This window comes from Agarilytica rhodophyticola (assembly GCF_002157225.2).
GTDB classification, from domain to species: Bacteria; Pseudomonadota; Gammaproteobacteria; order Pseudomonadales; family Cellvibrionaceae; genus Agarilytica; species Agarilytica rhodophyticola.
In genome coordinates, this window is the sequence record NZ_CP020038.1 from 2,008,253 (window position 1) to 2,022,069 (window position 13,817).

Here is a 13,817-nt window from a genome sequence, read left to right on the forward strand (position 1 = left end):
TCGAAATAGTACAATCTATGTTAATTTATACAGTATATTTGTATTTTTATCCAGTATCATGAGTGAAAATTAGCAACTTTTTACTCTTGAATCGATGTCCATTGCCCCCATATTTGCGGTCAATCGATATTAAAGTTGTGGCTCTTGAGCTCAAGTGTCACGTTGGTAAACCAATTAAGAATTCAAACGGAGATAACTGTGGGCAACGAACACCAACCTGATAATAATCCAGTAGAAGAGTTGGGTGATGATCAAGTGACTATCGATAGTGATAATACAGCAAGCGATAGCCAAGAAAATATGACGCAAGGTTCGCCTGATCAGAGTGCATCCGATTTGGCTGCTAAAGTTGAGTCGTTGGAAGCTGAATTAGCGAAAGCACAAGAACAGGCTTTGCGCGCAACTGCCGAGATGCAAAATATTCGTCGCCGTGCCGAGCAAGATGTAGAGAAAGCGCATAAGTTTGGTGTTGAGCGTTTTGTTAATGATGTGCTGCCCGTTGCCGACAACCTTGAACGAGCTATTGAGGCTGCTTCTGCAGAAGGCGCAGATATCAAGGCTGTGGTTGAGGGTGTCGAGTTAACTCTTAAAACTTTAGTGGATGGCTTTGCTCGCAATAAAGTTGAGCCAGTTGATCCTGAGGGCGAGCCCTTTAATCCTGAGTATCATCAGGCGATGTCGATGGTGCCTAACCCAGATGTTGAGCCAAATACCGTGCTCAATGTCTTCCAAAAAGGGTACACCTTAAATGGCCGCTTAGTGCGTCCGGCTATGGTCGTGGTTTCTAAGGCCGATAGCTAAATCTTAGTGAAAAGACCCTTGAAAACATAGGTCTAGAACAAATATTAACAGTTAAGAGAATTGTGACAGGCTTTGATAAAGCTGACACATTAATAAATTTTTGGCCTGACAGGCAAAATTAAGAGTAATTGGAGAAATTTCAATGGGCAAAATTATTGGTATTGATTTGGGTACAACGAATTCATGTGTATCTGTATTGGAAGGCGGTAAAGCCAAGGTTATTGAAAACTCAGAAGGCGATCGTACTACTCCTTCTATTGTTGCGTTCACAGATGATAATGAAATTTTGGTTGGCCAAAGTGCTAAGCGCCAAGCAGTAACCAACCCTACAAATACCTTGTTTGCTGTTAAACGTCTTATCGGTCGCAAGTTTACCGACGACGTTGTTCAAAAAGATATTTCCATGGTGCCCTATACCATTTCTAAAGCAGATAACGGTGATGCATGGGTTGAAGCGAAAGGTGAGCAAAAAGCCCCACCGCAAATTTCAGCTGAAGTATTGAAGAAAATGAAGAAAACAGCTGAAGAGTACTTAGGTGAGACTATTTCTGAAGCTGTTATTACTGTGCCTGCTTACTTTAATGACTCTCAACGTCAAGCAACTAAAGATGCCGGTAAAATTGCAGGCTTAGATGTTAAGCGTATTATCAATGAGCCAACGGCAGCGGCACTTGCCTATGGTATGGATAAAGCAAAAGGCGATCGCACCATTGCCGTATATGACTTAGGTGGTGGTACTTTTGATATTTCCATCATTGAAATTGCAGATGTTGATGGCGAGCATCAATTTGAAGTGTTATCTACTAATGGCGATACGTTCTTAGGCGGTGAAGACTTCGACCTACGCCTAATTGAATACTTAGCGGATGACTTCAAAAAGACAAATGGTATTGATTTGCATAACGACCCACTTGCCTTACAGCGTTTGAAAGAAGCCGCTGAGAAAGCAAAAATCGAGTTGTCCTCTAGCCAGCAGACAGAAGTTAACTTGCCTTATATTACTGCTGACGCAAGTGGTCCTAAGCATTTAGTGGTGAAATTAACGCGCGCTAAGCTTGAATCATTGGTAGAAGATTTGGTTCAGCGTTCTCTTGATCCATTAAAAATTGCACTTAACGATGCCGATCTTTCTGTCAACGATATCGATGATGTGATTCTTGTGGGCGGCCAAACGCGTATGCCGATGGTTCAACAGAAAGTTGCGGACTTTTTCACAAAAGAGCCTCGTAAAGATGTTAACCCTGATGAAGCGGTAGCGATGGGTGCTGCTATTCAAGGTGCTGTGCTTGCTGGTGATGTAAAAGACGTTTTATTACTTGACGTTTCACCGCTAACTTTAGGTATCGAAACAATGGGTGGTGTGGCCACGCCATTAATTGAGAAGAACACGACTATCCCAACCAAAAAGTCTCAGACCTTCTCAACAGCAGAGGATAACCAAACGGCAGTAACTATTCATGTCGTTCAAGGTGAGCGTAAGCAAGCAACACAAAATAAATCTTTGGGTCGTTTTGACCTTGCTGACATCCCACCTGCGCCACGTGGAATGCCACAAATCGAAGTGACTTTTGATATCGACGCCAACGGTATTTTGAACGTATCTGCCAAAGATAAAGCGACGGGCAAAGAGCAATCTATCGTGATTAAAGCCTCTTCTGGTTTGAGTGATGAAGAAATCGAAAAAATGGTACAGGACGCAGAGGCAAATGCCGAAGCAGATCGTAAGTTTGAAGAAGTGGTTTCTGCCCGCAATACATTAGAAGGTTTAATTCACGCGACCAAGAAAACAGTAGAAGAAGCTGGTGATAAAGCCACTGCTGAAGAAAAGTCTGCAATCGAAACGGCTATAGCAAAAGCTGAGGAAGCGGTAAAAGGTGATGATAAAGAAGCCATGGACGCTGCTACTAAAGAGCTTACTGAAGCTTCTAGCTCATTGGCACAAAAACTTTATGCTGAGCAAGCTGCACAAGAAGGTGCCGCAGGTGACGCTGGTGCTGCTCAGCAAGAAGCACCTGCTGATGAGGGCGTTGTTGATGCCGAGTTTGAAGAAGTGAAAGAAGATAAGTAATTACTTTGGCTTGCCGCTGTGGTAATTCACCGGAGTCGCTCTCAACTTTAAACGTAGGCGTGTGAATGTATTCAATGGGTATTGTTTGCAGCTTTAATAAGGTTTTAAAGTGACTCCAAATATAACGCGGGCATTGCTCGCGTTTGTTGTGTTTATGGTAAGTTTTGGTATCAGCGGCGTTACATTATGCATGCCTTACCATAGCAACTCTCTACGATTCAATTCGTAAACATTTATCGGCGTTGTGCCACTTTTTGTGTTGACTGAATGTAATACTGCGCCTTGATTTAGCGCGTATTAGAGTTAGCCAAAGAGCCGACTATTTACTGGAAAAGTTTTAACCCATGTCAAAACGCGATTATTACGAAGTTCTTGGGGTTTCAAAGGACGCCTCGAGTCAAGAAATGAAGAAAGCTTATCGTCGTGTGGCGATGAAGTATCACCCGGATCGAAACCCAGATGACGCTGAAGCCGAAGAGAAATTTAAAGAAGCCAGCGAGGCTTATGAAGTCCTCTCTGATGAACAAAAGAAGGCTGCCTATGATCAGTATGGACATGCTGGATTAGAAGGTGCTGGCGGCATGGGCGGTGGCCATGGCTTTGGCAGTGGTAACTTCTCCGATATTTTTTCAGATGTATTCGGCGATATATTCGGTGGTGCCGGCGGTGGTCGTCGAGGCGGCCCTGCGCGCGGTTCCGACTTGCGTTATACCTTAGATTTAAGCCTTGAAGATGCAGTTAAAGGCGCGACAGTTAAAATTAAAGTGCCTACTCTGGTCGCATGTAAAACATGTGATGGTAGCGGTGCTAAGCCGGGCACTAAGCCGACAACCTGTTCTACTTGTGGCGGTGTTGGTCAAGTGCGTATGCAGCAAGGTTTTTTCTCTGTTCAACAAACTTGTCCTACCTGCCGTGGTAAAGGGACTATTATTAGCGACCCATGTCGTGACTGCCATGGCCATGGTCGTGTAGAAGAGACCAAAACCCTTTCTGTTAAGGTTCCGCCAGGTGTAGACACTGGAGATCGTATTCGCTTGTCTGGAGAAGGCGAAGCGGGTACAGATGGTGGCCCTGCTGGAGATTTATATGTTCAGGTAAATGTTAAAGAGCATGAATTCTTTCAACGCGACGGTAAAAATCTTTACTGTGAAGTGCCTATTAGTATCTTTGATGCCTGCTTGGGCGGAGAACTGGAAGTACCTACGCTCGACGGCAGAGTGAAGTTGAAAGTCCCAGGCGAAACTCAAACGGGCAAGCTATTTAGAATGCGTGGTAAAGGTGTGGTACCTGTGCGCGGTGGCGCAGCGGGAGACTTACTTTGCCGTGTTGTTCTAGAAACTCCAGTTAATCTTTCTAAAAAGCAGAAAGAGCTTTTGCAAGAACTGAAAGATAGTATGAAAGGTGAAAAGAACTCACCTAAGCAAGAGAGCTGGTTTGAAGGGATGAAAAAATTCTTTGGTGATATGAAAATATAAATTAGAGTGGACAGATTCTAGTTTTGAAAAAGCGTGTTATTTTATTGCACAATAAAATACACGCTTTTTTTATGGGCATTAATATTATAGGTTTAGACAATATAGATTTTTCTAGGTAGAAAAATAATACCGCATTAAATCATGCGGATGATGTTTGGGGCATAGATATTGGGTGTAGATATGACAGTCAAAATAGCGATAACCGGCGCTTCTGGAAGAATGGGAAAATCTTTAATTGAAGCTGTTCAAATGAGTGACGAAGTAACTTTGGGTGCGGCGATTGTTAAACCTGGCAGTTCTCTTGTTGGTGCCGATGCTGGAGAACTTGCAGGTATCGGAAAAACGGGTATCAAACTGGTAGATAACCTTGCTGATGTGTTGAATGATTTTGACGTGCTAATTGATTTCACCTCACCTCAGGTAACCTTAAACAATATTGATATCTGTAAGCGCGCACAACGTGCGATGGTGATTGGCACAACCGGCTTTAATGCAGCTGAAAAAACCTTATTTGAGCAATCTATTAAGGATATTGCCGTTTGCTTTGCCTCCAACTTTAGTACTGGTGTTAATCTATCTTTTAAACTCTTGGAGCTTGCTGCCAAGGTTGTGGGTGAAGATTCGGATATTGAAATTGTTGAAGCCCACCATCGTCATAAAGTCGATGCGCCATCGGGAACCGCAATCAGTATGGGAGAGGTTGTGGCAAAAGCTCTGGATCGTGATTTAGCCAAAGTTGCCGTATATGGGCGTGAAGGTCAGGAAGGGCCACGTCAATCAGATACTATTGGATTTGCTACTGTTAGAGGTGGAGATGTTGTCGGTGAGCATACGGTATCGTTTTTAGCTGATGGCGAGCGTATAGAGATTACTCATAAAGCATCGAGCCGTATGGCGTTTTCTCGCGGCGCTGTGCGCGCTGCTGGGTGGATAACAACGCAAGGACCGGGGCTTTATAGTATGCAGGATGTACTGGGGTTGAAGTAATTTAAGATTATTTTGAAAAAGGCTCCTTGCCTTTTTCAAAATGGATGGTTAGTTATTGGTAGATTCTATTGAAAGTGCCACCAGTTGGTTTTTCTGGGCAACGGCATTCCACTCACCGGCAAGCAATGTTGGACGAATATCAGGATAGGCGAAAAGCGGATTTTCAAAAGCGCTGACATTGATCATAAATTCTATATCACCGTTTTGTATGGGGGCGGTTGTCTGCTCAAATTGTAGATAGGGTAAGCTGGCATAATTTTCAGACGACAAGTCAATTTTTTGTGTATTGAGAAAGACACAGTCTGATACAGGAGTGCTAGGGTCTGGTGTTCGCCATTCGCCATTATTTTTCTGTGTTAGACAAAAGTTGCCTAAATGAATATTTAATTCCACAAATCCACGGAAGCCTGCCGAATCCAAGCGGAAAGTTAAGTTCTGTAAATTTAGTACCTGGGCTTCGTTCAATGGTGCTTGGCCATAAGTAAAATGTGTATCAATTGCCGCAGCCCAACTGATGGTATCCAATAGCTCTTTGTGATTGACTGAGCTGTTGGCTAAAGGCGAATTTTGGTTTCCTCCACCAGCCACGAGATCGCTCAATAATAGATTGGCTTGGTAATTGGAATCTGCCAATGATTCATACTGTTCTTCCAATCTATCGGTGCGTTTGTGAGACTGGAATAGCTGAAAAGATACGGCGGCAAGTGTTACTAAAATTAAACTTAATAAAGTATTAGAAACCAAACCAATTTTATTGGTCTGAGCACGAGCTTCTTCATTGATAATAGAAAGTGGTACATCATTAATTGAGGTCTCTTGATTCGAAGAGTCTTTAATATCACTGGCAAGGCGATTAACAATGAACTTGGTGTTTTCTGAGATTTGAGTACGCACGTCAGCGATGTGCAGTTCAAATAACCTCGCGATTTGAGCTTTGAACTCATTCGGATTTATTTTTTGTTCAACTTTAGCAGCGTTTATATCGGACTTTTTGCTAGCGCTTTTGGCCACAGTAGATGTGCGAGTTTTTGGGGCATCCTTGGTTGCCGTGGAATTAGCCACTGTGGAATTAGTTGTTGGGGCTGCGGAATTATTTGCAGCGGAATGATCGCTTTTATTTTTACTTGTACTAGCAACGGCTGTTTTTGTATTTGGATAAATATTAAGTTTGGCCAATACTTCCTCAATACGAGATGGACGCATTAAATTCTTCGACAGCGTATCCAAAGCGCCAAGTGCATGGGCCTGGCCGGCATAGAGATTATCACTTTTTGAAGTATACATAATCACCGGAATGGTGGCCGTGGAGGGGTTGGCCTTAATTATTTTCAATGCCTCAAAGCCATCCATGCCTTCCATATGGTGATCCATAAATATAACTGCGGGCATTTTATAGCTCAAATAACCTAGCGCTTCCTCGGCAGACGCTGCCATATCTACTTCTAGTTCATAACGTATAAGGAGCTTTCTTAGTCTGTGTTGAGCTGTTCTCGAATCGTCGACAATCAGCGCGCGCGATAGTGGCATGTTTCTTCTCTGTTTTTTTACATAGGCCCAGCGATGATTAAATACACCGCATTACTGTTGTGTTTTCGGGACTGCAAGTTTGTTGCATCTGGTAGGGGCAAATTTGGCCACGCGCCACAAAAGTGGTGCAAGTTCCACCAGGTTTAACATGGTATTGATATGCAATGAATAAATTCTTGCACGACCCACACATATTGCTCGATCAGTATATCTTGAGAGGGACACGCAGAACTATTCAATGGGTCTCACAAATGGGCCTCACAATAGCCAGCTGTGATAAAATTTTTTTTTTGGCCATAGTTATTAATCTCCTATATTGCTTAGATTGACGTGGACATAGATGCATCAATTAACGTAGAATTCGCTCTCAAGTCAGACGAGCCATATCAGGCTGTCTAAATTACAGATGAAGTTCGGGATTCGTTGATTTCAGAATTCGTTAGTTTCAAATTTCATAAGTGAAATAGCATAAATTGATATAGTTAGGTAGCCAGTTAGATAAATACTAAGGGAAAACCTTACTTTATCTCAATTTTTTGCAAACTGCTGTTAGACAATTGTTTATAAGGGTTTCGTTCCAAACGTATGTTTGGCTCTTTCGTTCGGCCTGACTAAGCGATTAGATAAAATTGAATGACCAACAAACTGTTTATTTTTGGAGGAGTTTAAACTTGGAGCAAGCGCAAGTGTCTGGGCAAATTTCTAAGGCTTTTGCCAGTGAAATTAACTTCCGTCCCGCTGTTTTAGTATTACAAGATGGTACTATATTTAAGGGCAAAGCAATTGGTATTGATGGGGCATGTGCAGGTGAAGTGGTCTTTAATACTGCTATCACAGGCTATCAAGAAATACTTACCGACCCTTCCTACGCAAAACAAATTGTCACCTTAACCTACCCCCATATTGGCAACACCGGCAGCAACCAAGAAGATGAGGAGTGTTCGAATGTGTGGGCTGCAGGCCTTGTTATTCGAAACTTGCCAATGCTGGCAAGTAACTTTAGAAATGAACAATCCCTCGACGACTATTTAAAGAGTAAGAACATAATCGGTATTGCCGATATCGATACGCGCAAATTAACCCGTTTGTTGCGAGACGGTGGAGCGCAGAATGCGTGTCTAATGGCGGGCAAGATTGACGAGGCTAAAGCTTTGGAAATGGCAAAGTCTTTTGCGGGCTTACAAGGAATGGACTTAGCAAAAGAAGTGACAACAACACAGACGTACCCTTGGGAAAGCGGTTCATGGGAGCTAGGCAAAGGCTTTTGTGATAAAACCGATGGCGATAATTATAAAGTGGTCGCTTATGATTTTGGCGCTAAGCGCAATATCTTGCGCATGTTAGTGGATCGGGGTTGTGATTTAACCGTTGTACCTGCTACTACACCGGCTGCTGATGTACTTGCGATGAAACCTGATGGTGTTTTTCTTTCCAATGGTCCAGGTGACCCAGAACCATGCGACTATGCAATCGCCGCAATTAAAGAAATACTGACTACAGATATTCCCGTATTTGGCATTTGCTTGGGGCATCAATTGTTAGCCTTGGCTAGCGGCGCCAAGACCAAAAAAATGAAGTTCGGCCACCATGGTGCTAACCATCCAGTGAAGAACCTAACTTCTGGGCAGGTGATGATTACCAGTCAAAACCATGGCTTCGCAGTAGACCAAGACTCCCTTCCAGATAACTTAACAAGCACTCATGAGTCACTTTTCGATGGTTCCTTGCAAGGTATTCATCGCACGGATAAACCAGCGTTTAGTTTTCAAGGTCACCCCGAAGCTAGCCCCGGACCTCATGATGCAGCAGAATTATTTGACCACTTTATTGATTTAATGCGAGAGCGCCGTTAGTCAGAGTGTACCGCGACATAAGCATATTGATATGACCGAGCATATGTGAGTGCTCGGTTGCAACACGAGAATTACCATCAAGAGACTTTTAACACCTCATGCCAAAGCGTAACGACATCGAGAGCATTCTCATTATTGGTGCTGGCCCTATTGTAATTGGGCAAGCGTGTGAATTTGACTATTCTGGTGCGCAAGCCTGTAAAGCACTGAAAGAAGAAGGATATAGGGTTATTTTGGTTAACTCTAATCCGGCAACCATTATGACCGACCCGGCTATGGCCGATTCCACTTATATCGAGCCTATAACTTGGCAGACGGTGGAAAAAATCATTGAAAAAGAAAAGCCAGATGCGATTTTGCCTACTATGGGAGGCCAAACCGCGCTTAACTGTGCGCTTGATTTACATAACAACGGTGTCCTTGCGAAGCACGGTGTCGAGTTAATCGGTGCAAATCAGGAAGCGATTCACAAGGCCGAAGACCGCAGCCTTTTTGATAAAGCAATGAAAAAGATCGGCTTGGAGTGTGCAAGGGCAGAAATTGTGCATTCTATGGAAGAGGCGAGGGAGGTTCCTAAGAAGTTTAATTTCCCTGTAATTATTCGCCCTTCTTTTACTATGGGGGGATCTGGTGGTGGGATCGCTTATAACTGGGATGAGTTTGAAGAAATATGCTTACGTGGTCTCGACCTGTCACCTACCAATGAGCTGCTGATTGACGAGTCCTTGCTCGGTTGGAAAGAATACGAAATGGAGGTTGTGCGAGATAAAAATGATAACTGCATTATTATCTGCTCCATTGAGAACTTTGACCCTATGGGGGTGCACACTGGGGACTCTATTACTGTTGCGCCAGCCCAAACCTTAACGGATAAAGAATATCAAATCATGCGTAACGCTTCGATCGCGGTATTACGTGAAATAGGGGTTGAAACAGGTGGTTCGAATGTGCAATTCGCTGTTAATCCTGATACTGGCCGTTTGGTGGTTATTGAAATGAATCCCAGGGTCTCACGCTCATCAGCATTGGCTTCTAAAGCGACGGGCTTCCCAATTGCAAAAGTGGCGGCAAAGTTAGCTGTGGGTTATACCCTTGATGAGTTACAAAATGATATTACCGGCGGCGCTACTCCCGCTTCTTTCGAGCCCAGTATCGATTATGTCGTAACTAAAGTTCCTCGCTTTACCTTTGAAAAATTTGGTGATGCGGATGCGCGCTTGACTACTCAGATGAAGTCTGTGGGTGAAGTGATGGCGATTGGTCGAACTTTTCAAGAATCATTGCAAAAAGCCTTGCGTGGACTGGAAGTGGGTTCCTCCGGTTTCGAGCCGAAGATTGAGCCAAGCGAAGATGGCGCTGAAGCTAAAGTTAGGCGTGATCTTTCAACACCAGGCGCGGAGAGAATTTGGTATGTTGCTGATGCGTTTCGCCTTGGCATGGATGTAGACGAAGTTTTTGAGCAGTCTAAGATTGATCCGTGGTTCCTAGTTCAGATAAAGGATATTGTCGATACCGAGAAGCTCCTTGCTTCCATGCCTCTTTCTGATATCGATCACGATATTATGCGTCTACTGAAAAGAAAAGGCTTTGCCGATAAGCGCCTCGCTAAATTACTCGGCGTGAGTGAGAAAACACTGCGTGATCACCGTAGAAAGCTCGATGTTTTCCCTGTATATAAGCGGGTTGACACCTGCGCGGCTGAGTTTGCCACTTCCACCGCCTATATGTATTCCACTTATGAAGAGGAGTGTGAATCTAATCCTTCGGATCGCGAAAAAATCATGGTCATTGGTGGTGGTCCGAATCGAATTGGCCAAGGTATCGAATTTGACTATTGCTGTGTGCACGCGGCGCTTGCCGCTCGGGATAGCGGTTATGAAACCATTATGGTCAATTGTAACCCGGAAACAGTATCCACCGACTACGACACTTCAGACAGGCTCTATTTCGAACCGGTAACCCTCGAAGACGTACTAGAAATTGTCTATAAAGAGAAGCCTAAAGGAGTGATTGTTCAGTTTGGCGGTCAAACTCCCCTGAAGCTAGCAAAAGATTTAGCGGCGGCAGGTGTACCGATTATTGGCACCAGTCCTGAGGCTATCGATCGCGCGGAAGACAGAGAGCGTTTTCAGCAAATGATCGAGCGCCTTGGCCTTTTACAGCCGGCTAATGCTATTTGCCGTTCCACAGAAGAAGCTATTCATATTGCGCCTAAGGTGGGGTATCCCTTGGTGGTGCGCCCGTCCTATGTATTGGGTGGTCGCGCTATGGAAATCGTCTATACCGAAAGCGAATTGCGCACTTATATGAATATGGCAGTGCAGGTTTCCGATGATGCTCCAGTATTGCTTGATCGTTTTTTAAATAACGCCATTGAAGTGGATATTGATGCGGTTTCAGACGGTGAGAATGTAGTGATCGGTGCGATCATGCAGCATATTGAGCAGTGCGGTGTGCATTCGGGGGATTCTGCATGTTCCTTACCGCCATACTCTCTGCCAGAAGATGTGCAAAATGAAATGCGCGAGCAAATGCGTAAAATGGCTATCGAGTTAGGTGTAGTGGGTTTGATGAATGCACAGCTCGCCTACCAGGACGGTAAAATCTACGTGATTGAAGTGAATCCTCGTGCTTCGCGCACTGTGCCTTTTGTATCCAAATGTATTGGCACTTCGCTGGCAAAAGTAGCGGCGCTATGTCAAACAGGTAAGTCTCTGCCTGAGCTGGGTTTTACTGAAGAAGTGGTGCCTAATTACTTCAGTGTGAAAGAAGCGGTATTTCCTTTTAATAAATTTCCCGCGGTTGACCCTATCTTAGGGCCAGAAATGAAATCTACTGGTGAAGTCATGGGTGTCGGTGACACTTTTGCTGAAGCCTATGCCAAATCACAAACTGCGAGCGGTTCGGCAATTCCAGGTAGTGGCAATGCTTTTTTAAGCGTGAGAGACTTTGATAAGAGCGGTATAGTTGTAGTGGCTAAAGAACTGCTCGATTTAGGATTTAACCTGCTTGCTACGAGAGGCACAGCCAAGGTTATTGAGGAAGCCGGATTAGCAGTAAAACGTGTCAACAAGGTTGTGGAAGGACGACCACATACTGTTGATATGATTAAAAACGGTGAAATTCAACTGATTATTAATACCACAGAAGGTAAACAAGCAATACGAGACTCGGCATCGATTAGGCGCAGTGCGGAAGCAAATCATGTTTGCTATACCACAACACTAGCCGCCGGCAATGCAATTTGTGTAGCATTGCGTTTTGGCCAAGGTCTAGAAGTTAGACGATTGCAAGACCTTCACGAAGGAGTAAAAAAATAAATGCAAAAATTTCCAATGACTGTAGAGGGTGAAAAAGCCCTTAGAGAAGAGCTTGAGCAGCTTAAAAAGGTTGATCGTCCGCGCATTGTCGCGGCTATCGCAGAAGCGCGAGAGCATGGAGACTTAAAAGAAAACGCTGAATACCATGCCGCCCGCGAGCAACAGGGATTTTGTGAAGGGCGTATCCAGGAAATAGAAGCAAAACTGTCCACTGCCCAAGTTATCGATGTTAAATCTATGCCTGAAGGGGATAAGGTGATTTTTGGCGCAACTGTCGATTTGGTTAACGTAGATACGGACGAGTCGATTACTTATAAAATTGTCGGTGAAGATGAAGCAGATGTTAAGTCGAACAAAATATCGATCACATCTCCTATCGCCCGCGCGGTAATTGGCAAAGAAGTAGGTGATGTAGCTTTAGTTAAAGCTCCTGGCGGAGATGTCGAATACGAAATTGATTCAGTAAAGCATATTTAGTGTTTATAGTACTTGCCGTAAAATAAATGAAAGTAAGATTTTTACGTGCAGTACTAAATTTACCACACTATATTGTCTTTCTAGCGAATATAATCTCTTAATTCTATCTTTTTCATAAGTTCCCTCTTTTAAAAAGCTCCGACAGCCACTATTTAAAAAAGTGAAAACCAATAAAGTGGTTGTCGTATACCTATGTGTTTTAGTCGGACTTTCCTATACGAAGAGTGGACTTTATTTTGGGATGAGCAAGCTTTACAGATACCTCTAATCGAATAAAACTATTGGCCCAATAGCCTTATTCATAACGGACAAATTGACGTTCAGTTTACATTCATTCTTACTAAGTAATATGAGTGGCGTCGACAATTTTTACGCAGCCATTACTATATTTTTGGCTTATGTCAAAACTTGTCGCAACGTACCTTTATTTGTCTCTTTTGGGTTTAAGGGTGCTATAGCTTTGTGACCAATAAGTGATGCGTTTTGACAAAATGATCGCTTATACTTTTCCATAAAGGGAAATTTTGAGAAATCGAATGCATTTTTACTTGCAAGATTTTAGGTTGGCTTGACCCTTGCTGTATATAATTATTGCATTGAGAAAACCTTAAAGCTTCATGCTCATTGATACTGAAAAGTATATGAGTATTCGATTTAAAAATAAAACGAACTTAATTTTTAAAGGTCAAAAGTTAAGGTATTAACACTAAAAAGTATTAACACATAACGTTGCTGAAACTTTAATGAAATTTAGTAAGGTTTATTTGGTGGAGATATTATGTTGGCAGAGCAAGTGGATCAAAGCTCCTGGGATGTGCAGGTCGATATTGACCAGGTACTAGATAAAATATCATTGTTTGGTGGGCTTAGCAGCCAGCAAATTAAGGCTATTCTACCCCATACCAAAAGGCTGAATGCTGAAGAAGGTGAAGTTATTTTTCAGCAAGGTCACTTACCGTGTAATGTCTATGTTGTTCTCAAAGGCAAAATTCGGATGGATCTTCGTCGCGATGATAACAGCCTTGCTTCCATTAATTATATTGCTGGTGATTGTTTTGGTGAATCCGCAGTGGTTGGTATTCAGCCCCAGCTAGGTACGACCATGGTCGTAGAGGATTGTGAGTTACTTGTCATTTCACGCACGTGTTTGATGGATATTGTGAACACTAATAAAGAACTTTTTGGTATGTTGATGATGAATGTGGCAAGAGAAGTGAGCCGTCGTTTGCATGCTGTGGTCACCTCTCCTTTAAGCGATAGTGAATATCATATTGTACGTGCTTAACGTATTTTATTTAGATTTACTTTT

9 protein-coding genes are annotated in these 13,817 nt (G+C 43.2%); 8 read left to right on the plus strand and 1 reads right to left on the minus strand.

The genetic code is table 11. The features are described from left to right. The first annotated feature begins 198 nt into the window (after positions 1 to 198). The 4 genes from grpE (at position 199) to dapB (ending at position 5,331) form a co-directional block, all read left to right on the plus strand. On the plus strand, positions 199 to 801 hold the full coding sequence (gene grpE, locus BVC89_RS08520; protein ID WP_425428371.1) for a nucleotide exchange factor GrpE: 603 nt from the start codon (positions 199 to 201) through the stop codon (positions 799 to 801). Positions 802 to 943: 142 nt separating this feature from the next. Next, the gene (gene dnaK, locus BVC89_RS08525; RefSeq protein WP_086930785.1) at positions 944 to 2,869 is read left to right on the plus strand and encodes a molecular chaperone DnaK; all 1,926 of its coding nucleotides are present in this window, start codon (positions 944 to 946) and stop codon (positions 2,867 to 2,869) included. Positions 2,870 to 3,213: 344 nt separating this feature from the next. Continuing rightward, positions 3,214 to 4,344, plus strand: a complete 1,131-nt coding sequence (gene dnaJ, locus BVC89_RS08530; RefSeq protein ID WP_086930786.1) for a molecular chaperone DnaJ — start codon at positions 3,214 to 3,216, stop codon at positions 4,342 to 4,344. A 180-nt stretch (positions 4,345 to 4,524) separates the two neighbouring features. Then, positions 4,525 to 5,331, plus strand: coding sequence for a 4-hydroxy-tetrahydrodipicolinate reductase (gene dapB / locus BVC89_RS08535; protein ID WP_086934556.1), 807 nt, complete (start codon positions 4,525 to 4,527; stop codon positions 5,329 to 5,331). A 48-nt stretch (positions 5,332 to 5,379) separates the two neighbouring features. Here the strand turns inward: dapB and BVC89_RS08540 are convergent, their stop codons facing one another. Then, entirely contained in the window at positions 5,380 to 6,858 is a 1,479-nt protein-coding gene (locus BVC89_RS08540) for a response regulator (protein WP_086930787.1), read from the minus strand. Between the two features lie 698 nt (positions 6,859 to 7,556). Here BVC89_RS08540 and carA point away from each other — a divergent pair. The 4 genes from carA (at position 7,557) to BVC89_RS08560 (ending at position 13,793) form a co-directional block, all read left to right on the plus strand. Next, positions 7,557 to 8,711 carry a glutamine-hydrolyzing carbamoyl-phosphate synthase small subunit gene (carA, locus tag BVC89_RS08545; RefSeq protein ID WP_173780753.1) on the plus strand — a complete coding sequence of 385 codons (1,155 nt, stop codon included), beginning with the start codon at positions 7,557 to 7,559 and terminating at the stop codon, positions 8,709 to 8,711. A gap of 98 nt (positions 8,712 to 8,809) precedes the next feature. Beyond that, the gene (gene carB, locus BVC89_RS08550) at positions 8,810 to 12,031 is read left to right on the plus strand and encodes a carbamoyl-phosphate synthase large subunit (RefSeq protein ID WP_086930789.1); all 3,222 of its coding nucleotides are present in this window, start codon (positions 8,810 to 8,812) and stop codon (positions 12,029 to 12,031) included. After that, positions 12,032 to 12,508: a transcription elongation factor GreA gene (gene greA, locus BVC89_RS08555; protein WP_086930790.1), complete on the plus strand. Its 477-nt coding sequence runs from the start codon at positions 12,032 to 12,034 to the stop codon at positions 12,506 to 12,508. It abuts the gene before it with no gap. A gap of 778 nt (positions 12,509 to 13,286) precedes the next feature. Beyond that, positions 13,287 to 13,793: a cyclic nucleotide-binding domain-containing protein gene (locus BVC89_RS08560; protein WP_086930791.1), complete on the plus strand. Its 507-nt coding sequence runs from the start codon at positions 13,287 to 13,289 to the stop codon at positions 13,791 to 13,793. The last annotated feature ends 24 nt before the right edge of the window (positions 13,794 to 13,817 follow it).

Excerpts from the sequence above, each read along its gene's own strand:
- dnaK (WP_086930785.1), top strand. The coding sequence starts at position 944 with ATGGGCAAAATTATTGGTATTGATTTGGGTACAACGAATTCATGTGTA.
- greA (WP_086930790.1), top strand. The coding sequence starts at position 12,032 with ATGCAAAAATTTCCAATGACTGTAGAGGGTGAAAAAGCCCTTAGAGAA.
- dnaJ (WP_086930786.1), top strand. The coding sequence starts at position 3,214 with ATGTCAAAACGCGATTATTACGAAGTTCTTGGGGTTTCAAAGGACGCC.
- dapB (WP_086934556.1), top strand. The coding sequence starts at position 4,525 with ATGACAGTCAAAATAGCGATAACCGGCGCTTCTGGAAGAATGGGAAAA.
- carB (WP_086930789.1), top strand. The coding sequence starts at position 8,810 with ATGCCAAAGCGTAACGACATCGAGAGCATTCTCATTATTGGTGCTGGC.
- BVC89_RS08540 (WP_086930787.1), bottom strand. The coding sequence starts at position 6,858 with ATGCCACTATCGCGCGCGCTGATTGTCGACGATTCGAGAACAGCTCAA.
- BVC89_RS08560 (WP_086930791.1), top strand. The coding sequence starts at position 13,287 with ATGTTGGCAGAGCAAGTGGATCAAAGCTCCTGGGATGTGCAGGTCGAT.